This window comes from Arthrobacter horti, from assembly GCF_030731045.1.
In the GTDB taxonomy this organism is placed as follows: domain Bacteria; phylum Actinomycetota; class Actinomycetes; order Actinomycetales; family Micrococcaceae; genus Arthrobacter_E; species Arthrobacter_E nanjingensis.
Genome location: NZ_JAVALS010000004.1, coordinates 254,923 through 276,733, shown reverse-complemented (window position 1 = coordinate 276,733; position 21,811 = coordinate 254,923). Strand labels below are relative to the sequence as shown.

Here is a 21,811-nt window from a genome sequence, read left to right as displayed (position 1 = left end):
CGCGGCCTCGTACCGGGCCCGGGCGGCCGGGTCCTCGATCACGGTCCCGGCGTCCCGGATCACCCGCACATGCGCGGCACTGATCCGCCCCTGAGAAAAGGCCTGAAGGGTGGCGGGGAAGCGTTCCACGAGCTCGACGGCGGCGCCCATCTGGTGCTGGATGGCCCGGTCGCTGGTGCGGGTCGCGGTGGCGATCTCCGCCGCGACCGAACGCTCCGCCAACTCCACCGCCCGCGCCTCCCACAAGCCCTCATCAGCCGGCACGCCCGGCCCCGTGTCGTCGATCAGTCCGTGGGAAAGTTCCACCGCCATGGCCAGCAGCAGTTCCCGGCCCGCCTGCAACTGTGCGATTCCCCGGTCCGCCGCCACGATCGCCGACGTCAAGGAGTCAAGCGCACCCAGAACCCCGGGCACCTGCCCGGCCCCCGGAACCCCGCTCGTGCTGCTCTCCGCCTCCATGACCCCATCATCCTCAGGGCGACTGACATTGTTTACACCAGCCACACCAGCATCATCGATGCCCCAGAAACGCGCGAGATACGCCAACGGCCCGCCGGCAGAAGCAGGCAGGCCGTTGGGGGATGGAACGCGGGATCACTCCCCCTTGTCCACCTCCCGGTGACCTTCCCAATACCGGCCTGCGTCGCGCGCCTGCGTCTCGTCCTGGATCTCCCCCACCAGCTCCTCGATCACGTCTTCCAGAAACAGGACACCCAGCGTCGACCCCGCGGTGTCCACCACGCGCGCCACATGGGAGCCGCTCTTCTGCATCCTGGCGAGCACGTCCTCCACCTCCAGCTCCGGGGCGATGTTCACCAGCGAGCGCTGACGGGACTCCGCGATCGGCAGGCTGTACTGCGACTCCGGAATGGAGATGACGTCCTTGACATGCAGGTACCCGGACAGCTCGCCATCCTCGTCACGCAGCAGGAAGCGCGAATAGCCCGTTTTGGCCACCATCCGCTCGAATTGCTGCGGTGTGGCGTCCTCACTGATCGTGGCCAGCCGGTCCAGCGTGACCATCACCTGGGAGGCCGTCCGCTCGGAGAACTCCAACGCGCCGCTGAGGAGGCCGGCGTCGTCGTCCACCAGGCCGTACCGCCTGGACTCCTCCACGATCGACTGCACCTCCTCCAGCGTGAAGCTGGACGTCACTTCATCCTTGGGCTCCACGCGCATCAGCTTCAGCACATGGTTGGCGCTCCAGTTCAGGGTCGCGACGACGGGGCGCACCATGGTGGCCAGCGCGCTGAGGACGGGCGCCAGCAGCAGGGCCGCCTTGTCCGCCGCGGACACCGAGATGTTCTTGGGCACCATCTCGCCGAACGTCACGTGCAGGAAGGTCACGACGGCGAGTGCCGCCACGAAGGCGATCGTGCCCGCCAGTGCCTCGGGGATGCCAAGGTGCTCCAGCGGCTCCGCGATCAGGTGGTGGATGGCCGGTTCCGCCACCTGCAGGATGAGCAGGGAACAGACGGTGATCCCGAGCTGCGCGCACGCGAGCATGAGGGACACGTGCTCCATGGCTTTCAGCGTGGTGGCGGCCCGGCGCGATCCGGCCTCCGCGAGCGGTTCGATCTGGCTGCGCCGCGCGGACATGATGGCGAATTCGGCCGCCACGAAGAAGGCGTTGCCGAGCAGGAGCACCACCAGCCAGATGATTCCCATCCAGTCACTCATGGTGTCCTCCGTCCTGGGCCTCGGGGACCCCTGCGGCCGGGAGGTACGCCACCCGGTCCACGCGACGCCCGTCCATGCGCACCACGCGCAGTTCGCCGGCGGCCACCGGGACGTGGTCCCCGGCCACCGGAATACGGCCCAGGCTGCTCATGATGAAGCCGCCCACCGTTTCGTAGGCACCGTCCTCGGGGATGTCCAGGCCCTTGATCTGGGCCCCCACCTCGTCGGGCCGGAGCAGGCCGGGGAAGAACCAGCGGCCGTCCGCCGCCTGCAGCACTCCGGGACGACGGCGGTCGTGCTCGTCCGCCACTTCGCCGACGATCTCCTCCACCAGGTCCTCCAGAGTCACCACGCCGGCGGTGCCGCCGTACTCGTCCAGCACCACGGCCATCTGCATGTTCGAGCCGCGCAGTTCCGCGATGAGGTCATCCAGAGGAATCGTCTCCGGGACGCGGAACACCTCCGTCATGAGGGATCCGACCTCCAGTTCGGCGCGCTTGGCGGTCGGCACGGCCACGGCTTTCTTGATGTGGACCACGCCCCGGATATCGTCCACGGACTCCCCCGTGACCGGGAAGCGTGAGTATCCGGTGGCCCGGGCGGAGTCCAGCACGGCCGTGACCGGCTCGTCCGCTTCGAGGGTCTCCATCCGGAACCGCGGCGTCATGACGTCGGCGGCCGTCTTGTCGGAGAAGCGGAGTGTCCGGGCCACGAACTCCGCCGTGCCCGCGTCCAGCGTGCCGAGCTCCGCGGAGCGGCGAACCAGGGAGGCCAGCTCGTCCGGGGTCCTGGCACCTGAGATCTCCTCCTTGGCCTCCAGGCCGAAGATGCCCAGCACCTTGTTGGAGAAGCCGTTGAGCACCACGATGGCCGGCTTGAACACGGTGGTGAAGACCAGCTGCGGGCGTGCCACGAACTTGCCGATGCTCATGGCCTGGGCGATGGCCAGGTTCTTGGGGACCAGTTCGCCCAGGATCATGGAGAACACGGTGGCCACGATCATCGCGGCCACCAGGGACACGGGGCCCGGGTCCGCCAGCCCGACGGCGCGCAGCGGCACCTCGAGGAGCTTGCCGACGGAGGGCTCCAGCACGTAACCGGTCAGCAGGGTGGTCAGGGTGATGCCGAGCTGGCAGCTGGAGAGCTGAGTGGAGAGGGACTTCAGACAGGCGAGCAGCGGGACAGCCGCCTCATCGCCGTCGTCGACGGCGGCCTGCACTTGGGCCTGGTCAAGGGCGACCAGGGAGAACTCCACCGCCACGAAGAAGCCGGTTCCCAGGATCAGCAGGAACCCGATCAGCAGAAGAAGCCATTCCATGGCGCACACTCACCCCCTCGCACGGAGGAAGGCCTGTTGGAGGCGGGACGATGGGCGCGGTTTCGGTGTCTGCCGGCCGGACGGGAGCCCGTGGCAGCGGAACGGCTGCGACGGGCCCGGGAACGTCCAGGCCGGCACCTGGAATGACTGTCCATAGCCCCTCCAGTCTAGCTGTATGGGACCCCGGACGGCACTCAAACTTTTACGCTCTGTAGATTAGCCGTGAGGCTTGCCACGTCATTACACTGGCAAAGGTCTGGGTTCAACCCTGGGCACTGGATCGGGTCGGCACCGAGCCGGCCCTCATTCCAGCGGGCAAACAAAAATGGAAGAGGCGTATCACGTGCCAGAGCAGCCAAACCACCGTCTACCCGAAGAGTTCGGCGGAAATGAGTGGCTTGTAGACGAGCTCTATGAGCAGTTCCTCAAAGACAAGAACTCCGTGGATTCCAAGTGGTGGTCTGTCTTCGAGAACTATGGTTCGACCCAGCAAGCCGGGGCAACCCACACGCAGGTCCTGCCGACGGTCGCGACTGCGACGAAGACCGAGGCCGCTCCGGCCCCCTCCGCCTCGCCTGCCCCGGCAGCCGCACCCGCCCCCGTGGCCCCCGCCGCGGCCGCGCCCGCAGCCCCTGCCGCCGCAGCGCCCGCGCCCAAGGCCCCGCCGCGCGTCGTCGCCAAGGACGGCAACCGCACCACTTCCACCGCGCCGATTCCGGCACAGCTGCCGAAAAGCGTCCCCGCATCCGCCTCCGCCCCCGAGGAGGACGTGGTCCAGATCCTGCGCGGCCCGGCCAAGGCGATCGCCGCCAACATGGTGAGCAGCCTCGAGGTCCCCACCGCCACGAGCGTCCGCGCCGTCCCGGCCAAGCTCCTGATCGACAACCGCGTGGTCATCAACAACCACCTGGCCCGTGCCCGCGGTGGCAAGGTCTCCTTCACCCACCTCATCGGCTACGCCGTGGTGAAGGCCCTCAAGCAGTTCCCGTCCATGAACGTCACCTACGACGAGCAGGACGGCAAGCCCGTCGCCGTGCAGAACGCGCACGTCAACTTCGGCATCGCCATCGACATGCCCAAGCCGGACGGCTCCCGCCTCCTGGTGGTCCCGAACATCAAGAAGGCGGAGACCCTGCGGTTCGCCGAGTTCTGGCGCACCTATGAGGACCTGATCAAGCGTGCCCGCAACAACAAGCTCACTGCGGACGACCACGCCGGCACCACGGTGTCCCTGACCAACCCGGGCGGCATCGGCACCGTGCACTCCGTGCCCCGCCTCTCCAAGGGCCAGGCCGCCATCATCGGCGTCGGTGCCCTCGAGTACCCGGCCGAGTTCCAGGGCTCCAGCGAGAAGAAGCTCGCCGAGATGGCCGTGGGCAAGATCATCACCCTGACCTCCACCTACGATCACCGCGTCATCCAGGGTGCCGGTTCCGGCGAGTTCCTGCGCATCGTTCATCAGTTGCTGCTGGGCGAGCAGGACTTCTACGACGACATCTTCGAAGAGCTCCGCATCCCGTACGAGCCCGTGCGCTGGAGCCCGGACGTCCAGGTGGACCCCTCGGACGAGATCAACAAGGTCGCCCGCATCCAGCAGCTCATCCACTCCTACCGCGTGCGCGGCCACCTCATGGCGGACACCGATCCGCTCGAGTACGTCCAGCGCAAGCACCCGGACCTGGACGTCATCAACCACGGCCTGACCCTGTGGGACCTGGACCGCGAGTGGCCCACGGGCGGCTTCGGCGGCAAGCAGTTCCTGAAGTTCCGCACCATCCTGGGCGTCCTGCGTGACGCGTACTGCCGCACCACCGGCATCGAGTACATGCACATCCAGGATCCCGAGGAGCGCCAGTGGTTCCAGGATGAGATCGAGCACCCGTACTCCAAGCCCAGCCGTGAAGAGCAGCTGCGCATCGTCTCCCGCCTGAATGCCGCGGAGGCCTTCGAGACCTTCCTGCAGACCAAGTTCGTCGGCCAGAAGCGCTTCTCCCTGGAGGGCGGCGAGTCCCTCATTCCGCTGCTGGACGCGATCATCTCCGACGCCGCGGACAAGGGCCTGGACGAGGTCGCCATCGGCATGGCCCACCGTGGCCGCCTGAACGTGCTGACCAACATCGCCGGCAAGACGTACGCCCAGGTGTTCCGCGAGTTCGAGGGCACCCAGGACCCGCGCAGCGTGCAGGGCTCCGGTGACGTGAAGTACCACCTCGGCACCGAGGGCACCTTCACCTCCGAGGCCGGCAACGCCACCAAGGTGTACCTCGCCGCCAACCCGTCCCACCTCGAGGCTGTGGACTCCGTGCTGGAAGGCATCGTCCGCGCCAAGCAGGACCTCCTGAACCAGGGCACGGCCTTCCCCGTGCTCCCGATCCTGGTACACGGCGACGCGGCCTTCGCCGGCCAGGGCGTCGTGGCGGAGACCCTCAACCTCTCCCAGCTGCGCGGTTACCGCACCGGCGGCACCATCCACGTGATCGTGAACAACCAGGTGGGCTTCACCACCTCGCCGTCGTCCTCGCGTTCCTCCACCTACTCCACGGACGTCGCCAAGATGATCCAGGCCCCGGTGTTCCACGTGAACGGCGACGACCCGGAGGCCGTGGTCCGCGTGGCCCAGCTGGCCTTCGAGTTCCGCGAGCGGTTCCACAAGGACGTCGTGATCGACATGGTCTGCTACCGCCGCCGCGGTCACAACGAGGGCGACGACCCCTCGATGACCCAGCCGCTCATGTACAACCTGATCGAGGCCAAGCGCAGCGTCCGCAAGCTCTACACCGAGGCCCTCATCGGCCGCGGCGACATCACGGAAGAGGAAGCCGAGCAGCTGCTGCGCGACTACCAGGAGCGGCTGGAGCGGGTGTTCGCGGAGACCCATGCGGCCCAGACCTCCCCGCTGCCGGTCATCACTTCCGATTCGGCCGCCGTCTCCGGCATCGAGCGCCCCATGGCCCAGCGGAACGACAGCCTGGTCAACACCCCGACCACCACGGCCATCTCCGCGGCCACCCTGGCCCAAATCGGCGCGGCCCACCTGGCCATCCCGGACGGCTTCACCGTCCACCCCAAGCTCAAGCAGCTCCTGGAGAAGCGCGAGCAGATGTCCCGCGAAGGCGGCATCGACTGGGGCTTCGGCGAGATCGCTGCATTCGGCTCGCTGATCATGGAAGGTGTCCCGGTCCGCTTGGCCGGCCAGGACTCCCGCCGCGGCACCTTCGTGCAGCGCCACGCCGTCTTCCACGACCGAAAGAACGGCAACGAATGGACGCCGCTGGCCAATCTGTCCCCGGACCAGGCCAAGCTGTGGATCTACGACTCGCTGCTCTCCGAATACGCGGCAATGGGCTTCGAGTACGGCTACTCCGTGGAGCGTCCGGACGCGCTGGTCATGTGGGAGGCGCAGTTCGGTGACTTCGTCAACGGCGCCCAGACGGTGATCGACGAGTTCATCTCCTCCGCCGAACAGAAGTGGGGCCAGCGCTCCTCCCTGGTGCTCATGCTCCCGCACGGTTATGAGGGCCAGGGCCCGGACCACTCCTCCGCCCGCATCGAACGCTTCCTGCAGATGTGCGCCGAGAACAACATGGTGGTGGCGGAGCCTACCACGGGCGCGAACCACTTCCACCTGCTGCGCCGCCAGGCATACAGCCGCCCGCACAAGCCGTTGATCATCTTCACCCCGAAGCAGCTGCTGCGCCTCAAGGGCGCCGCCAGCCCGGTGGAGGACTTCACCACGGGCGGCTTCCGCACGGTCATCGGCGAGCACGCCCCGCTGGATCCCAACGGCGTCAAGCGCGTCATCCTGGTGGCGGGCCGTCTGTACTACGACCTGCTGGCCAACCGGGACAAGGCCCAGGACACCAGCACCGCGATCGTCCGCGTCGAGCAGCTCTACCCGCTGCCCACCGAGGAGATCCAGGCCGAGCTGGCCAAGTACCCGAACGCGGATGTCGCGTGGGCTCAGGACGAGCCGGCCAACCAGGGTCCGTGGGGCTTCATGGCGCTGAACCTGGTCCCGTCGCTGGACCGCCCGGTCCGCGTGGTCAGCCGTCCCGCCTCGGCCTCCACGGCCGCCGGCACCGGCAAGCGCCACGCCGCGGAGAACACCCTGCTGATGCAGCAGGCGTTCGACCACCGCGACTGATCCTGTGCACGGCTCCCGGGCCGCCGCCGTCGTGCTTCACGGCCGACGACGGCGGCCCGGGAACCGTGCGCACACGCCCACCGGAGGGGCCTTCCGCACCTCCGGTGGGCGTTTCGTCGTTTAATGGAACAGAACCCAGCGCCCCGCAGCGGCGCGTCGGACGCCCGAAAGGACATTGTGGAGGACCGGAAACTTCGAATCGCGGCCATCGGGGACGAGCTGCTGGCGGGGGCAGGCGACCCGCGGGCACTCGGCTGGTACGGCCGTGTCCTGGCCCGCACACCCCGGGACGAGTTCTCCCTGGAGAGCTACTCCCTCCCCAGCCCGGAGGAGGGCACCGAGGGCCTCGCCGCGCGGTGGGCCGAGGAGACCGGACGCCGCTTCGGCCAGGGCTTCGAGAACCGCCTGGTCATCGGCCTGTCAGGGCGCGACATCCAGTTCGGCCAGTCGACGGCCCGGAGCCGTCTGAACCTGGCCAACATCCTGGACCACGCCTCCCAGGCCAGTGTGTCCGTGTTCGTGGTGGGCCCGCCGCCTACGCTGGACCCGACGCAGAACCGCCGTCTGGCCGAACTCAACACGGCCTTCGCCGATGTCACCACGCGGCGGCACCACCTGTACGTGGACACCTTCTCCCCGCTGCTGAACCATGAGCAGTGGCGCAACGACCTCGCAGCGAACGCCGGCTCCCCCGGCCAGGCCGGTTATGGCCTGATGGCGTGGCTGGTGCTGCACCGCGGCTGGTTCCAGTGGCTGAGGATCACCGAGCCGACCAGCTGACGCCTCCAAGACCCACGCTGAGTGCTCAGTTGTGGTCGGATCTTTCGCCCGGATCCCGCCACAACTGAGCACTCAACTCGTTTAAGCACCCCTTGACTCGCGATATATCGCGATATATCGTGAATTCAGCAACGCGATATATCGCATGATCCGAGGAGGCAGACATGGCAGAAGAACGCTGGATGGTGACCGGCCCGCAGACCATTGACGTGGACGGTGTCACCTCCCTGAAGCTGGGCATCGTGAGCGGACGGTTCGACATCGTCACCCATGAGGAGCCCGTCACGCGGATCGAGGTCTCCGAGGTCGCGGGCGACCCCGTGGACATCGCCTTCACGGCGGGCCGCCTGGAGATCCGCCACCAGGAGCCGGGCCCGCAGGGCTGGTTCAAGAACGTCATGAACAGCGTCACCCGCTCGCACGAGAACCACGTGGTGCTCAGCATCGCGGTGCCGGCCGGCATCCAGGTGGACGCTTCCACCGTGGCCGGGGACGGCCTGGTCAGCGGCACCACGTCCAAGACCTCGCTCAACACCGTCTCGGGAGCCGTCGTCGCGGACCGCACCGCCTCCCACCTGGACGTCAACTCCGTCAGCGGCGAGGCCGTGATCCGGGAGCACCGCGGCAGCCTGAGCGTCAACACCGTCTCCGGAGCCGTCACGGCCACAGGGCGCCTCAACCACGTGCGGCTGAACAACGTGTCCGGGGAGATCCTGCTGGACGTCTCCCAGGACACTCAGGACATCGGCGCCAACACGGTCTCCGGCGACGTCACCGTCCGGCTGCCCCGCGAGTGCGGTGTGGACCTGACGGCCAAGACGGGATCCGGCCAGGTGGTCATCGACACCCGGCGGTACATGCCGGTCAAGAACACCGTGAAGACCATCACCGGCCCGGAAGAGCATCTGGTAGTGCTCCGGACCAACTCGGTCTCCGGGAACATCTCCGTGGTGCATGCCGCGGACAACGGTCAGGAGGCCCACTGATGCCCCCGGTCTTCGCCCACGGCGCCCTACGGCTCTACCTCCTGGCTCTGCTGGAGGATGGCGCCAAGCACGGCTATGAACTGATCAAGGCGCTCAGCGACCGCTTCAACGGCACCTACTCCCCCAGCGCCGGCACCATCTACCCGCGCCTGGCCAAGCTGGAGGAAGAGGGGCTGGTCACCACCCAGGTGGACGGCCGCCGCACCAGCTACACCCTCACGGAAGCCGGACGGCACGAGCTGGAACGCCGCCGGCAGGAGCTGAACTCCGTGGAGGATGACATCACAGCCTCCATCCGGCGCCTGGCGGACACCCTGCGCGAGGACATCGGAAGCACCATGCACTCCCTCAAGGACGAGCTGACGGCCACCAGCCGCCAGGCCCGCGCCGAGGCGGCCTCCACAGCGTACGCCACCACGCAGGCCGGATCATTCGCCCGGAGCCAGGCCGCGGAGCAACTCGTGCAGGGCTTCCGTTCCGAACTGCTCATGCTCATCCGCCTGCAGAAGGCGCGCGGAGAGCTCAGTGACGTCCAGGTCGATTCCCTGCGCCGGGTCCTGGACCGGGCGCGGGCCGAGGCGAAGGAGCTGTTTGAACGCTGACCCCTTTTTGACGCATACGGCAGGAGAGGCCCGGAACCAGATGGTTCCGGGCCTCTCCCGTTCGGCGCAAGCCGAGCAGTCACCCCTCACGGGGTGGGAGCTGCTCAGGTGTTGGGGCGCTTGCCGTGGTTGGCACCGCCGCGCTTGCGGTCACGACGCTTGCGTGCGCGCTTGCTCATAGCTCGACTCCTTTTCGTTCGTCACTCGTGAAGAGCTGCCCTCCAGTCTCCCATGGGGAGGTCACGGGCGCGAAATCACGACGACGACGACGGGGTGGCCGGCCAAGCTCAGCGGGCGGCGTGAATCTTATCCAGGATGCTCTGCTTGAGCTGCGCGGGCGCGGCCTCCGTGCAGGAGCGCTTCACCATGGAACGGATCATGCACTCCAGGTCGTGCTGCTCGAGGCAATTGGGGCAGTTCGCCAGGTGATCCTTGATCTCATCGACGTCCGCACGGGGCAGCGCACCGTCGAGGTATTCATAGATCCGTTCAATACGGGCGTCTTCGCAGTCGCCCAGGCCTTCGCAGTCTTTCATTTCGCTTTCTCCACTGATGCTTTGTCCGAAGCGGCAGGACGTGCCGGTCCGAATCCCCGGTCGGCCGCATACTCGGCCAGGAGCTCTCGGAGCATCCTGCGGCCGCGGTGCAGGCGGGACATCACGGTCCCGATCGGGGTGTTCATGATTTCCGAGATCTCCTTGTACGCGAAGCCCTCGACGTCCGCGAAGTACACCGCCAGGCGGAACTCCTCAGGGATCGCCTGCAGGGCGCGCTTCACATCCGAGTCGGGGAGGTGATCGAGCGCCTCCGTCTCCGCCGAGCGCAGGCCCGTGGAGGTGTGCGACTCGGCGCGTGCCAGCTGCCAGTCCTCGATGGTCTCGCCATGGGACTGCAGCGGCTCACGCTGACGCTTGCGGTACAGGTTGATGTAGGTGTTGGTCAGGATGCGGTACAGCCAGGCCTTGAGGTTGGTCCCCGGCTTGTACTGGTGGAATGCGGAGAACGCCTTGGTGTAGGCCTCCTGCACCAGGTCCTCGGCGTCCGCCGGGTTCCGGGCCATCCGCATGGCGGCCGAGTACAGCTGGTCCACGTACTGCATGGCGTCACGCTCGAAGCGGGCGCGACGCGCGTCGACGCTCTCCGTACTGACGTCCAGCTCGCTGTCCTCCACCCGGGGGTCGTTCCCCGGGCCCGGACGGCCGCTCTCAGCGCCTGGTTCCTGGGCTTGCGAATCCGTGGTGTTCATCGGAGCCAAGTCTACGGTCGGTGGTGCCAGTGTGCGCTCAAGAACCGCAGGCATCGACTCTCCTCACGCTGTTCCTTGCGGGTGTGCACCCGCTCCATCACTGAGGTCAAGAACGGCGCAGGGACGGCAAATATTCCGCAAAGATGCAAGACTAGGGGGTGCCCCGGACTCACCTCCGGTGACCGCCAACCAGACGCAAGGAGATCCCATGTCAGTGGTCCGATTCCTGGCCCGTCCGCTCATCGCCAGCAGCTTCATCTCCGAAGGCATCGCCAAGGCCAAGGCCGCGCAGGATCCGGAGCGGCGTCCATCCGCTCTGGTCCGCCGCGCCGCTGACGCCCTCCCCGTGGAACTCGGCGACGCCGCCCTGAACCGCATCACGGCCGGAGTCCAGGTGGGCGCCGGCGGTCTCTACGCCCTGGGCCGCTTCCCCCGTTTCGCCGCGCTCCTGCTGGCCGGCTCCGCCGCCTGCTCCACCCTGATTGATTACCGCGCCGCGGACGCCACCAGCAAGGAGGGCCGCGCCGCCCGCCGTCGTGGCCTCCTGAAGAACCTGGCGCTCGTGGGCGCCACCCTGCTCGCCACCGTGGACACGGCGGGCAAGCCGAGCCTCGCCTGGCGAGCCAGCAACCGCCCCTCCGCCACGCCGAATCCCCCGAAGGGACACTGACCGCTTTGCCGCAGGACACCGCCGTGACCCAGCCCTGGGCCGCCCCGCTCGCCACCGGACCCGTGGACGCCGTGGTGTCCGTGCCCGGTTCCAAGTCCCTGACCAACCGCTATCTGGTCCTCGCGGCGCTGGCGGACGGCCCGTCCCGGCTCCGGGCGCCTCTGCACTCCCGCGACTCCGCACTCATGATCGCGGCCCTGCGCTCGCTGGGCGCCGGCGTGGAGGAGATCCCCGGAGACGGTTCCTTCGGCCCCGATCTGCTGATCACCCCGATGCCCGCGGACGCGCCGTCGTCGAATGTGGCGATCGACTGCGGCCTGGCCGGCACGGTCATGCGCTTCGTCCCGCCACTGGCGGCCCTCCGCCACGGCACAGCGCGATTCGACGGTGACCCCCACGCCCGCCTGCGCCCCATGGGCGCCATCATCCAGGCGCTGGAGGCCCTGGGCATCCCGGTAACCGGCGACGACGGCGGCGGCACCCCGGCCGCGCTGCCCTTCAGTGTGCGGGGCGACGGCGTCGTCCCCGGCGGCCATGTGGTGCTGGACGCCAGCGGCAGCAGCCAGTTCGTCTCGGCCCTGCTGCTGGTGGGCGCCCGCTTCCGCGACGGGCTGCACATCGAGCACTCCGGCAAACCGGTCCCCAGCCTGGACCACATCCGGATGACCGTGGAGGTCCTGCGCTCCCTCGGCGTCACCGTGGACGACTCGGTGCCGGATCACTGGTTCGTCTCCCCCGGTCCCATCAGCGCGTTCGACGTGCGGATCGAGCAGGACCTCAGCAACGCCGGCCCGTTCCTGGCCGCCGCCCTCGTCACGGGCGGCACCGTCCGCGTCCCGCACTGGCCCTCCCCCACCACCCAGGTGGGCGACCTGTGGCGGGACATTCTCGCCCGTATGGGCGCCTCCGTGTCCCTGGACGGCAGCACTCTCGTGGTGACCGGAGGCCCGGGCATCAAGGGCGGCGACTTCGCGGACACGAGCGAACTCGCCCCCACCGTGGCCGCGCTGTGCGCCCTGGCCGACTCGCCGTCGCGCCTGTCCGGCATCGCACACCTCCGCGGCCACGAGACCAACCGGCTCGAGGCGCTCGTCACGGAGATCCGCCGCATGGGCGGGGACGCCGAGGAGACCGCGGACGGCCTGGTGATCCGGCCCGCCCCGCTGCACGGCGCCGTCCTGGACAGCTACGCCGACCACCGCATGGCCACCGCGGGGGCCATCTGGGGCCTGGCGGTCCCGGGCACCTTCGTGCAGGACATCGGCACCACGGCCAAGACCATGCCTGATTTCCCGGCCCTGTGGCACTCCATGCTGGGGGCTGGTTCCTGAGATGGGCCGTGGCAGCGCTGCGCGTTCCCTGTCCGAATGGGACGAATCGGACGTCCGCCTCCGCCCCAACAAGCGGGGCTCCCGGCCGCGGACCAAGGACCGGCCCAGCCATGATGACGCGGTGACCGGCCGCATCGTCACGGTGGACCGCGGACGGTATACGGCCGTCCTGGATGAGGGCTCCCCCGAGGAGCGGATCGTCATCGCCGCCCGGGCCAAGGAGCTCCGGCGCCAGGCCGTGGTGGTGGGCGACTTCGTGGCCCTGGTGGGCGACGTGTCCGGCGCTCCGGATACCCTGGCCCGTCTGGTCCGCATTGAGGAGCGCCGGACCCTGCTGCGCCGCAGCGCGGATGATACGGACCCCGTGGAGCGCGTGGTGGTGGCGAATGCGGACAAGCTCGTGATCGTGGTGGCGGCCGCCAATCCGGAGCCGCGCACCGGCTTCATCGACCGCACCTTGGTGGCCGCGTACGACGCCGGGATCGAACCGGTCCTGCTCATCACCAAGGCGGACGTCAAGGACCCCGCTGAACTCCTGGCCAACTACCAGGCGCTGGAACTGCGTGTGATCGTCAGCCGGACCACGGAGGCCGGTGCCAGCGGCATCGACGCCCGCAGCGCGGACGGGGGCTCCGCCTCCCTGCTCGGGACGGCCGTGGAGGAACTGCGCGAGGAGCTCGACGGCAAGGTCAGCGTCCTCCTGGGCCACTCCGGCGTGGGCAAGTCCACCATGGTGAACGCGCTGACGGGCGCGGACCGCGCAACGGGCAAGGTCAACGCCGTCACGGGCCGCGGACGCCACACCTCCAGCTCCGCCCTGGCACTCCAGATGCCGGATGCCGCCCCAGGGACGTGGATCATCGACACCCCCGGCGTGCGCTCCTTCGGGCTGGCCCTGGTGGACCCGGAGAGGATCCTTGCGGCGTTCCCGGATTTGGAACCCGGCACGGAGGCCTGCGAACGAGGCTGCAAGCACGACTCCCAGGCCGTGGGCTGCGGCCTGGACGCCTGGGTCGCCGAGGGCCACGCCGGGCCGGCGGGGGCCTCCCGCCTGGATTCCCTGCGCCGCGTGCTCGACGCCGGAGCCCAGGAGGAGCGCGAGGCCAAGGAACTCGGCACGCCCTGAGTCACGGCTGCCGTCGCCGGCGCGCCATCCGGGTACGTTTAACCCATGACGGTCACCCCCCAGAACTACACCGACGATCTCCGGCTGGCGCACGTCCTGGCCGACCAGGTCGATGCCCTGACCATGGCCCGCTTCAAGGCGCAGGACCTCACGGTCGAGACCAAGCCGGACCTCACGCCGGTCAGTGACGCGGACCGCAGTGCCGAGGAGTACATCCGGGCGCAGCTCTCCCGCTCCCGCCCGCGGGACGCCGTGATCGGTGAGGAGTTCGGCACCTCGGGGCACGGCTCCCGCCGCTGGGTGGTGGACCCGATCGACGGCACCAAGAACTTCGTGCGCGGGGTGCCTGTCTGGGCCACGCTCATCGCCCTGATCGAGGATGAGGACGTGGTGGTCGGCGTGGTCAGCGCCCCCGGGCTGGGCCGCCGCTGGTGGGCCTCCAAGGGGCATGGTGCGTTCACGGGCCGTTCGCTGGCCTCCGCGACCCGGCTGAAGGTCTCCGACGTCCACCGGCTCGAGGACGCCTCTCTCTCCTACTCGAGCCTGGGCGGCTGGAAGGAGCTCGGACTGCTGGACAGCTTCCTCGAGGTGCAGGACACGGTCTGGCGCAGCCGGGCCTACGGCGACTTCTGGTCGTACTGCCTGGTGGCGGAGGGCGCCGTCGACCTGGCCTGCGAGCCGGAACTCAACCTCTATGACATGGCGGCCCTGGTGCCGATCGTCACCGAGGCCGGCGGGCGCTTCACCTCGCTGGACGGTCAGGACGGACCGTTCGGCGGCAACGCCGTGGCGAGCAACGGCATCCTGCACTCGGACTTCCTGCACCAGCTGAATCCTGCGCTGGACGACCTGCTCCCCGGGCACTGACTCCCGAATTTTCCGGAGCGATTCCGGTCATCCTCAGCGTAATATTCGCGGCGCGTTCCTCAGGGAGCGCGCCGCTGCCGTAGAGTCGGTACCAGGTCACGAGTGCCAGCGCTAAACCCCGGTTTGCTGGCCGGCAACCCTCCAGACGCGGTGGGGTGCCCCGGGTGACGACCAGGCCGGCCGCAGACAGCGGAACGGCAAGCGCGGCGCCCGCAGTGCGGGCCCCTCGATCCGCAGAGGTCCAGTATGTCCGTCGATACCCTTGCCCCCAGCACCCTTGACGCGCCGTCGATCGCGGACCGCCCCTACGCGGCCGTCACGGGCGCGGAGATCCAGGCTCCCCTGATCCACGGCGGCACGGTCCGCTACGCCAACCTCGACTACGGCGCCTCCGCCCCGGCGCTCAGCGTGGTCTCCGCCTATCTGAACGAGATCCTCCCGTACTACGCCAGCGTGCACCGCGGCGCGGGCTACGCATCGCAGATCAGCACCTCCGTCTACGAGAACTCCCGGGACATCGTGCGCGAGTTCGTGGGCGGCCGCCCGGATGACCTGGTGATCTTCACCCGCAACACCACGGACTCGCTGAACGTGCTGGCCGGCTGCCTCCCGCGCCGCAACGGCGAGCAGGCGGGCGACGTGCTGTACCTGGACATCGAACACCACGCCAACCTCCTGCCGTGGCAGCGCGTCGGTCACCGCAGCATCGTGGCCCGCGAGACGCTCGCGGAGACCGTGGAGGCCATCCGCGAGGAGCTGGCCGCCGGCGGCGTGGCACTCCTGGCCGTGACCGGCGCTTCCAATGTCACCGGTGAGATCCTGCCCATCGCCGAACTCGCCGCGCTCGCCCACGAGTACGGCGCCCGGATCGCCGTCGACGCCGCGCAGCTGGCCCCGCACCGCCGAATCGACATCGCAGCGCTCGACGTCGACTACCTCGCCTTCTCCGGTCACAAGCTGTACGCACCCTTCGGCGCCGGCGTCCTGGTCGGCCGCCCGGACTGGCTCAACGAGGGCACACCCCACCTCTTCGGCGGCGGGGCCGTGCGTGAGGCCCGGCTGGACTCCGTCACCTGGACCACGGGCCCGGCCCGCCACGAGGGCGGCTCTCCGAACGTCCTGGGCGCCGCGACGCTGGCCAAGGCCACGCAGGTCCTGGCCTCCCTGGACCACGACGAATGGCAGCGCCACGAGGCGGAGATCCGCGCCCACCTCGAGGCGGGGCTCTCCGCGGTGGAGGGCGTGACGGTGCACCGCGTCTTCAGCGACTCGGCCGACTCGATCGGTGTGGTCAATTTCTCCGTGGAAGGCTACGACGCCGGCCTCGTCGCCGCCTACCTGTCCGCCGAGCACGGTGTGGGCCTGCGGGACGGCAAGTTCTGCGCGCACCCGCTGCTGAAGCGCCTCGGCCTGCCGGCCGGTTCGCTGCGCGCCAGTTTCGGGCTGGGCTCCCGCCTGGAGGACGCCGAGCGGCTGATCGCCGGCATCCGGCAGCTGCGCGAGCGGGGTCTGGGCTGGGACTACGTGGTCGACTCCGGCCGCTGGGTGCCGTCCAATGACACCCGCAGCTACCCGCACTGGGCGCCCAACACGCCCGGCACGGCGGGCGCGGCCCCCTGCACCACCGACTGATCGCCCCACCCTTCCAACTGGTCGGGACTATCTGTCGCCATGAGACCCTTTTAGCGACAGATAGTCCCGACCAGTTGGAGTTCCCACCGCATGCCCGCACCTCACGTCTCCCCCGTCGGCGGACCCCGCATGACCACGGCCCGGCGCCGTGAGATGGGCCGGGCCTTCGAGACCGGCGGGGAGCACTACGAACAGGTGCGTCCGTCTTATCCGGCGGAAGCGGCCCGCTGGGCCGTCCCGAACGGAGCGCGCGACGCCGTGGACCTCGGGGCGGGGACCGGCAAGTTCACGGGCCTGCTGACGGAGCTGGGGCTGGCGGTCACCGCCGTCGAACCGTCCGAGGACATGCTCGCCCAGCTGCACGTCGCACTCCCCGGGGTGACCACGGTGCTGGGCACCGGCGAGGCGAGCGGACTGCCCACCGCGAGCGCCGACGTCGCGACCGTGGCCCAGGCGTGGCACTGGTTCGACCCGGCGGCCGCGAGCGCCGAGGCGGCCCGGATCCTGAGGCCCGGCGGACGCCTCGTCCTGCTGTGGAACCAGCTCGACACTTCAGTCCCGTGGGTGCACCGGCTCACCCGGATCATGCACGCCGGGGATGTCATCAAGCCCCACTACGCCCCCTCGATCGGCCCGGAGTTCCTGCCGCCCGAGGCCGCAGTGCTGCCGTGGCATGACGAGCTCACCACGCTCGAGGTGATGGAGCTGACCAAGTCACGCAGCTACTACCTGCGCTCCTCTGAGGCGGTCCGGGCGAAGGTCCTGGCCAATCTGGACTGGTACCTCCACGAGCACCTGGGCCACGCCGTCGGGGAGCGTCTCACGCTGCCGTACCGGTGTTACGCCTGGCGCGCCGTCCGCGCCTGACGGACTTGCCACGCCCGCCTCGGCAGGCTTATTTTAGGTGGACCGAAATCTATTGATTCGGATTACCTAAGATAGCTACGGACCGTCTGAGACAAGGAGGGGTCGATGAAGACCGCACTGTCCACCGAGGCCCCGGCCCGGCGCGCCACCCCGGGGATCCTGCTCCTCGGCCCGGCGTTCGTGGCCGCGATCGCCTACGTGGACCCCGGGAACGTCGCCGCCAACCTCACCGCGGGCGCCAAATACGGCTATCTCCTGGTCTGGGTTCTGGTGGCGGCGAACCTCATGGGGATGATGGTGCAGTACCAATCGGCCAAGCTGGGACTGGTGACCGGCAGTTCGCTCCCTGAACTGCTGGGACGGCGCTTCCCCACCTGGGGGCGACGGCTGTTCTGGCTCCAGGCGGAAGCCGTGGCACTGGCCACCGATCTGGCCGAGGTGGTGGGCGGAGCCATCGCCCTCAAGCTGCTCTTCGGCCTCCCTCTCCTTGGGGGCGGCCTCATCGTCGGCGCCGCGTCGATGGCGCTTTTGAGCATGCAGAGCCGGCGCCGCCAGAGGGCCTTCGAGAACGCGGTCATCGTGCTCCTGGCGATCATCACCGTCGGGTTCCTGTGCGGCCTGTTGGTCAGTCCACCGGACGCGGGCGGGGTGCTGGGGGGTCTGGCGCCACGCTTCGAGGACGGCGGCTCGGTCATGCTGGCTGCCAGCATGCTGGGCGCCACCGTGATGCCCCACGCCATCTACGTCCACTCCGCCCTGGCCCGTGACCGCCACCGGCCGCGCGGTACGGCCGCACCTGACGAGCCCACGCTGCGCCGGCTCCTCCGCGCCACCCGCTGGGACGTCGTGACCGCCCTGGCGATCGCCGGCGTCGTGAACATCGGCATGCTGCTCCTCGCCGCCTCAGCCCTGGCCGGACGGGAGGGCACGGACTCCATCGAGGGCGCGCACGCGGCCATCGCCCAGACGCTCGGACCGGCCATCGGCGTCATCTTCGCCGTGGGGCTCCTCGCCTCCGGGCTGGCCTCCACCTCGGTGGGCTCGTACGCTGGCGCCACCATCATGGAGGGCCTGCTGAAGATCAGGATCCCGCTGCTGGCGCGGCGCGTGATCACGCTCATCCCCGCGCTGGTGGTGCTGGCCGTGGGCGTGGATCCCACGCTGGTGCTCGTGCTGAGCCAGGTCGCCCTGAGCTTCGGCATTCCCTTCGCCCTGATCCCCTTGATCCTCATGAGCCGGGACCGCCGCCTCATGGGCGCGCACGCCGACGGCCGGGCCCTCCAGCTGACCGCCGTACTCAGCACGGTCCTGGTGGTGATCCTCAACGGCTTCCTGATCTGGCTGAGCGTGACCGGCACCGCCTGAGGTACCGCTCGGTAGACTGAAGTCCGTGAAGTCCCCCGCCGCCTCGTCCTCCATTGAGGACTACGTCAAGGTCATCTACTCGTTCACCGAGTGGCAGGACAAGCCCATCAGCAGCACCCAGCTGGCCCAGAGGCTCGGCGTGGCGAACTCCTCCGTCTCCGAGATGGTCCGCAAGCTCAAGGACCTGGGACTGGTGGACCACAAGCCGTACAGCGCGGTCACCCTCACGGAGGCCGGACGAGGCCTTGCCCTGACCGTGGTACGCAGGCACCGGCTGATCGAGACGTTCCTGGTGGAGGAGCTGGGCTACGCCTGGGACGAGGTCCATGACGAGGCGGAACTCCTGGAGCATGCCGTCTCCGAGACCTTCGTGGACCGCCTCGCAGCCAAGCTGGGCCACCCCACCCGTGACCCCCACGGCGATCCGATCCCCGACGCCGACGGCGCTCTGGAGCTCCCGGCTGCCCGGCTCCTCTCCGAACTGGACGAGGGGCACCACGGCAGCATCACACGCATCAGCGATGACGACCCGGAGCTCCTGCGTTACCTCAGCCGCGAGGGCATCGACGTGGACACCCATGTGGAGGTGGGCCCCCGGAAACCGTTCAGCGGGGCTCTGCAGGTGCTGGTCTCCACCGCCGACGGCGGCGCCGGGCACCCCGCCGAGCTCGGCGAACAGGCGCTGCACGCCCTCTGGGTGGCCGACGACACCCCGCACGAAGGCTGCACCCTCGCCTGACGGCCCTTCAGGGGTTGACGCTCTTCGCGCCCCGTCCAAGGATGGGCTGATGGGAGACTTCCACGCGATCCCCGGCCCCTTCGAATCTCAGGGCGCCGCACCCTCGGCCTCCCGGCAGGACGGCACGCACCCCCGGCCACAGCTGCTGCGCAGCACCTGGTCCAGCCTCAACGGCCCGTGGACGTTCCGCTTCGATGACGCGGATGAAGGTCTGCGGGACGGCTGGCGTCACAGCCAAGGGTTCCCTGAGTCCATCACCGTGCCGTTCCCCTGGGAATCGCCCGCCTCCGGCATCGGGGACACCGGCTTCCATCCACTCGCCTGGTATCAGCGGGAGCTCCGCGAAGACGAGCTGGAGGCCGCAGGCCACGAGCCCGGCCGGACGCTCCTGCTGCACTTCGGCGCCGTGGACCACTCCTGCGACGTCTGGCTGGACGGACGGCTTCTCGGCCGGCATGAGGGCGGCCAGACCCCGTTCACCTTCGAACTGGACCACGCCCTGGGAGACCTCCCGGGGTCCCTGGTGCTGCGCGTCCTGGACGACCCCCACGATCTGGAACAGCCCCGCGGCAAGCAGGACTGGCACCTGGAACCCCACGGGATCTGGTACCACCGGACCTCCGGCATCTGGCAGGAGGTGTGGCTGGAGTCGGTGCCGCGCCAGCACCTCGAACGCCTCAGCTGGACGGCTCACGGCGATCTGCGGGGCGTGACGGCCGCGGTCCGCACCGCCCGGCGCGCGGCCCCCGGGACCCGCGCGGGCCTGAGTCTGTGGCACGACGGCGAGCTGCTCGCCGAGTGCGAGAGCGACGTCGTCGGCCATGGGTCGGAGCTGAGCCTCCGCCTGCCGGTCCAGGCGTTCGACGCCGGGGCGCTCCGCTGGTCGCCCGGCTCGCCCACACTGCTGGACGCGCGCGTCACACTCGAGGTTCCGGGGCAGGAGGACGATGTGGCGGACTCCTACCTGGGGCTGCGCAGCTGCGGCACCGGACGGGACGACTTCCTGCTCAATGGTGCACCGCAGGCGGTACTGGGCGTCCTGACACAGGGATACTGGCCCCAGTCGCATCTGGCGGCCCCATCGCCGGAGGCCTTGCGCCGCGAGGTGGAGCTGATCAAGGAGCTCGGCTTCACCATGGCGCGGGTCCATCAGAAGGCCGAGGACCCACGGTTCCTGTACTGGGCGGACAGGCTGGGTCTCATGGTCTGGGCCGAGGCGGCGGCACCGTTCGTGTTCAGTCCGGAGTCCATGCGGCGCAGCGTTCAGGAGTGGCTGGACATCCTGGAGCGGGATTCCTCCCATCCGTGCATCGTCACCTGGGTGCCGTGCAATGAGAGCTGGGGAGCCGACGACGTCGCCCGCTCCCCTGCGCAGCGCGCCCACCTCGCGGCGCTGGCGGCTCTGACGCGGGCCCGGGCGCCCGGCGTCCCGGTGGTCTCCAACGATGGCTGGGAGCATGTGGACTCCGATCTGCTGACCGTCCACGATTACGAACCATCCGGTGAGGTGGTCCGGGAACGGTACAGGTCACGGGAGGCGGTACTGGCCCGCGAGTTCACGGCCGCGGGGAAGCCGCTCATGGCGGGCACGGCCCAACGGCAGGATGTCCCGCTGATGGTGACGGAACTGGGCGGGATCTCCTATGCGCCCGATGCCGATCCGGAGTCGTGGGGGTACAGCAGTGCCACCTCGCAGGAGGACTTCCTGAACCGCCTGTCCTCCCTCATGGCGGGGTTCCGTGCGGCACCGGCCCTGGCGGGGCTCTGTACCACCCAGCTGGCGGACACCCGGCAGGAGACGAACGGCCTGCTGTTCGAGGACCGCACGCCGAAAGCACCGCTCCCGCTGCTGAAGGAGGCGGTCACCGGCGTCGCGGCTTCCCCGGCCATCGTGGCGGCGGACGGTAGCGTGGAGGACACCACGGCCCCTGAAGGAGAGGAACGGCATGACCGAGTCGCAGAATCCGAATGATCCGCTGGAGGAGCTCCGCTACGAGGTGTTCGGCTTCATCTCCCGCCCGGTGGCGGACGTCTACCAGGCCGTGGCGGATCCGGAGCAGCTGAGCGAATACTTCACCACGGGAGGCGCACAGGGCCGCCTGGAGACCGGCGCCACGGTCACCTGGGACTTCGCCGACTTCCCGGGAGCCTTCCCGGTGGAGGTGGTGCAGGCGGAGCGGGACCGGCTCATCAGCATCCGCTGGGCGAACGCCCCGGGAAGCGTGGCGGACGACGCCGGGACGCTGGTGGAGTTCACCTTCACCCCGGTGGACGGCGGGGCACGGACCAAGGTCACGGTCACCGAGTCGGCGTGGCTGCCGACCCCGGCCGGTGCCCAGGCGGCCTTCGGGAACTGCATGGGATGGACCGGGATGCTGGCCGCACTGAAGGTGTGGCTGGAGCACGGAATCGTCCTGCGTGACGAGTTCTACCGGTGAGCGGGCGCCCCGTGAATCGT

The 21,811-nt window shown here is 69.2% G+C and carries 20 protein-coding genes and 1 riboswitch; of the genes, 14 read left to right on the top strand and 6 right to left on the bottom strand.

The window, feature by feature from the left end; genetic code table 11:
• From Q9R02_RS09015 to Q9R02_RS09005, 3 genes are all read right to left on the bottom strand, one after another.
• Window positions 1-459: DUF222 domain-containing protein (locus tag Q9R02_RS09015; RefSeq protein WP_305996331.1), on the bottom strand; the 459-nt coding region annotated here is incomplete at its 3' end.
• Between the two features lie 135 nt (window positions 460-594).
• On the bottom strand, window positions 595-1,680 hold the full coding sequence (locus tag Q9R02_RS09010) for a hemolysin family protein (RefSeq protein WP_305996330.1): 1,086 nt from the start codon (window positions 1,678-1,680) through the stop codon (window positions 595-597).
• On the bottom strand, window positions 1,673-2,998 hold the full coding sequence (locus Q9R02_RS09005) for a hemolysin family protein (RefSeq protein WP_305996329.1): 1,326 nt from the start codon (window positions 2,996-2,998) through the stop codon (window positions 1,673-1,675). The genes Q9R02_RS09010 and Q9R02_RS09005 overlap by 8 nt, the downstream gene beginning before the upstream one ends.
• A 343-nt stretch (window positions 2,999-3,341) precedes the next feature.
• Here Q9R02_RS09005 and Q9R02_RS09000 point away from each other — a divergent pair, with 343 nt between their 5' ends.
• The 4 genes from Q9R02_RS09000 (at window position 3,342) to Q9R02_RS08985 (ending at window position 9,510) form a co-directional block, all read left to right on the top strand.
• Window positions 3,342-7,142 carry a multifunctional oxoglutarate decarboxylase/oxoglutarate dehydrogenase thiamine pyrophosphate-binding subunit/dihydrolipoyllysine-residue succinyltransferase subunit gene (locus Q9R02_RS09000; RefSeq protein ID WP_305996328.1) on the top strand — a complete coding sequence of 1,267 codons (3,801 nt, stop codon included), beginning with the start codon at window positions 3,342-3,344 and terminating at the stop codon, window positions 7,140-7,142.
• A 177-nt stretch (window positions 7,143-7,319) separates the two neighbouring features.
• Complete coding sequence (locus Q9R02_RS08995) at window positions 7,320-7,922, top strand: GDSL-type esterase/lipase family protein (RefSeq protein WP_305996344.1); 603 nt, start codon at window positions 7,320-7,322, stop codon at window positions 7,920-7,922.
• 164 nt (window positions 7,923-8,086) lie between these two features.
• Complete coding sequence (locus Q9R02_RS08990; RefSeq protein WP_305996327.1) at window positions 8,087-8,908, top strand: DUF4097 family beta strand repeat-containing protein; 822 nt, start codon at window positions 8,087-8,089, stop codon at window positions 8,906-8,908.
• Entirely contained in the window at window positions 8,908-9,510 is a 603-nt protein-coding gene (locus Q9R02_RS08985; protein WP_305996326.1) for a PadR family transcriptional regulator, read from the top strand. The genes Q9R02_RS08990 and Q9R02_RS08985 overlap by 1 nt, the downstream gene beginning before the upstream one ends.
• Before the next feature lie 104 nt (window positions 9,511-9,614).
• On the opposite strand, the gene Q9R02_RS16555 is transcribed toward Q9R02_RS08985, so the two are convergent.
• The 3 genes from Q9R02_RS16555 to Q9R02_RS08975 all read right to left on the bottom strand — a co-directional run bounded on the left by Q9R02_RS16555 (window position 9,615) and on the right by Q9R02_RS08975 (window position 10,810).
• Window positions 9,615-9,689, bottom strand: coding sequence for a 50S ribosomal protein bL37 (locus tag Q9R02_RS16555; protein WP_369299106.1), 75 nt, complete (start codon window positions 9,687-9,689; stop codon window positions 9,615-9,617).
• Between the two features lie 108 nt (window positions 9,690-9,797).
• Window positions 9,798-10,046 (bottom strand): mycothiol system anti-sigma-R factor, encoded by a 249-nt coding sequence (gene rsrA, locus Q9R02_RS08980; RefSeq protein WP_305996325.1) that lies wholly within the window; start codon window positions 10,044-10,046, stop codon window positions 9,798-9,800.
• Window positions 10,043-10,810 (bottom strand): sigma-70 family RNA polymerase sigma factor, encoded by a 768-nt coding sequence (locus Q9R02_RS08975; protein WP_305996324.1) that lies wholly within the window; start codon window positions 10,808-10,810, stop codon window positions 10,043-10,045. Before Q9R02_RS08975 ends, rsrA begins: the two co-directional genes overlap by 4 nt.
• A 154-nt stretch (window positions 10,811-10,964) precedes the next feature.
• Here Q9R02_RS08975 and Q9R02_RS08970 point away from each other — a divergent pair, with 154 nt between their 5' ends.
• The 10 genes from Q9R02_RS08970 (at window position 10,965) to Q9R02_RS08925 (ending at window position 21,791) form a co-directional block, all read left to right on the top strand.
• A complete protein-coding gene (locus Q9R02_RS08970; RefSeq protein ID WP_305996323.1) occupies window positions 10,965-11,426 on the top strand; it encodes a DoxX family membrane protein in 462 nt (153 codons plus the stop codon).
• 5 nt (window positions 11,427-11,431) lie between these two features.
• Entirely contained in the window at window positions 11,432-12,757 is a 1,326-nt protein-coding gene (gene aroA, locus Q9R02_RS08965) for a 3-phosphoshikimate 1-carboxyvinyltransferase (protein ID WP_305996322.1), read from the top strand.
• Window position 12,758: 1 nt separating this feature from the next.
• Window positions 12,759-13,883 (top strand): ribosome small subunit-dependent GTPase A, encoded by a 1,125-nt coding sequence (rsgA, locus tag Q9R02_RS08960; protein ID WP_305996321.1) that lies wholly within the window; start codon window positions 12,759-12,761, stop codon window positions 13,881-13,883.
• Between the two features lie 45 nt (window positions 13,884-13,928).
• A complete protein-coding gene (hisN, locus tag Q9R02_RS08955) occupies window positions 13,929-14,750 on the top strand; it encodes a histidinol-phosphatase (protein WP_305996320.1) in 822 nt (273 codons plus the stop codon).
• A 94-nt stretch (window positions 14,751-14,844) separates the two neighbouring features.
• Window positions 14,845-14,960: riboswitch (SAM riboswitch) on the top strand.
• A 36-nt stretch (window positions 14,961-14,996) separates the two neighbouring features.
• Window positions 14,997-16,382 (top strand): aminotransferase class V-fold PLP-dependent enzyme, encoded by a 1,386-nt coding sequence (locus tag Q9R02_RS08950; protein ID WP_305996319.1) that lies wholly within the window; start codon window positions 14,997-14,999, stop codon window positions 16,380-16,382.
• Between the two features lie 90 nt (window positions 16,383-16,472).
• Entirely contained in the window at window positions 16,473-17,249 is a 777-nt protein-coding gene (locus tag Q9R02_RS08945) for a class I SAM-dependent methyltransferase (RefSeq protein WP_305996318.1), read from the top strand.
• 105 nt (window positions 17,250-17,354) lie between these two features.
• Window positions 17,355-18,614 (top strand): Nramp family divalent metal transporter, encoded by a 1,260-nt coding sequence (locus Q9R02_RS08940; protein ID WP_305996317.1) that lies wholly within the window; start codon window positions 17,355-17,357, stop codon window positions 18,612-18,614.
• Window positions 18,615-18,639: 25 nt separating this feature from the next.
• A complete protein-coding gene (locus Q9R02_RS08935; protein ID WP_305996316.1) occupies window positions 18,640-19,353 on the top strand; it encodes a metal-dependent transcriptional regulator in 714 nt (237 codons plus the stop codon).
• A 49-nt stretch (window positions 19,354-19,402) separates the two neighbouring features.
• Window positions 19,403-21,325: a glycoside hydrolase family 2 protein gene (locus tag Q9R02_RS08930; protein ID WP_305996315.1), complete on the top strand. Its 1,923-nt coding sequence runs from the start codon at window positions 19,403-19,405 to the stop codon at window positions 21,323-21,325.
• Window positions 21,300-21,791 (top strand): SRPBCC domain-containing protein, encoded by a 492-nt coding sequence (locus Q9R02_RS08925; protein WP_305996314.1) that lies wholly within the window; start codon window positions 21,300-21,302, stop codon window positions 21,789-21,791. The genes Q9R02_RS08930 and Q9R02_RS08925 overlap by 26 nt, the downstream gene beginning before the upstream one ends.
• Window positions 21,792-21,811 lie beyond the last annotated feature (20 nt).

Bases quoted from the DNA above. Each gene is read 5' to 3' on its own strand.
- Q9R02_RS09010 (WP_305996330.1), bottom strand. From the start codon at position 1,680: ATGAGTGACTGGATGGGAATCATCTGGCTGGTGGTGCTCCTGCTCGGC.
- Q9R02_RS09005 (WP_305996329.1), bottom strand. From the start codon at position 2,998: ATGGAATGGCTTCTTCTGCTGATCGGGTTCCTGCTGATCCTGGGAACC.
- Q9R02_RS08990 (WP_305996327.1), top strand. From the start codon at position 8,087: ATGGCAGAAGAACGCTGGATGGTGACCGGCCCGCAGACCATTGACGTG.
- Q9R02_RS08985 (WP_305996326.1), top strand. From the start codon at position 8,908: ATGCCCCCGGTCTTCGCCCACGGCGCCCTACGGCTCTACCTCCTGGCT.
- rsrA (WP_305996325.1), bottom strand. From the start codon at position 10,046: ATGAAAGACTGCGAAGGCCTGGGCGACTGCGAAGACGCCCGTATTGAA.
- Q9R02_RS08975 (WP_305996324.1), bottom strand. From the start codon at position 10,810: ATGCCTGCGGTTCTTGAGCGCACACTGGCACCACCGACCGTAGACTTG.
- Q9R02_RS08970 (WP_305996323.1), top strand. From the start codon at position 10,965: ATGTCAGTGGTCCGATTCCTGGCCCGTCCGCTCATCGCCAGCAGCTTC.
- rsgA (WP_305996321.1), top strand. From the start codon at position 12,759: ATGGGCCGTGGCAGCGCTGCGCGTTCCCTGTCCGAATGGGACGAATCG.
- hisN (WP_305996320.1), top strand. From the start codon at position 13,929: ATGACGGTCACCCCCCAGAACTACACCGACGATCTCCGGCTGGCGCAC.
- Q9R02_RS08950 (WP_305996319.1), top strand. From the start codon at position 14,997: ATGTCCGTCGATACCCTTGCCCCCAGCACCCTTGACGCGCCGTCGATC.
- Q9R02_RS08945 (WP_305996318.1), top strand. From the start codon at position 16,473: ATGCCCGCACCTCACGTCTCCCCCGTCGGCGGACCCCGCATGACCACG.
- Q9R02_RS08940 (WP_305996317.1), top strand. From the start codon at position 17,355: ATGAAGACCGCACTGTCCACCGAGGCCCCGGCCCGGCGCGCCACCCCG.
- Q9R02_RS08930 (WP_305996315.1), top strand. From the start codon at position 19,403: ATGGGAGACTTCCACGCGATCCCCGGCCCCTTCGAATCTCAGGGCGCC.
- Q9R02_RS08925 (WP_305996314.1), top strand. From the start codon at position 21,300: ATGACCGAGTCGCAGAATCCGAATGATCCGCTGGAGGAGCTCCGCTAC.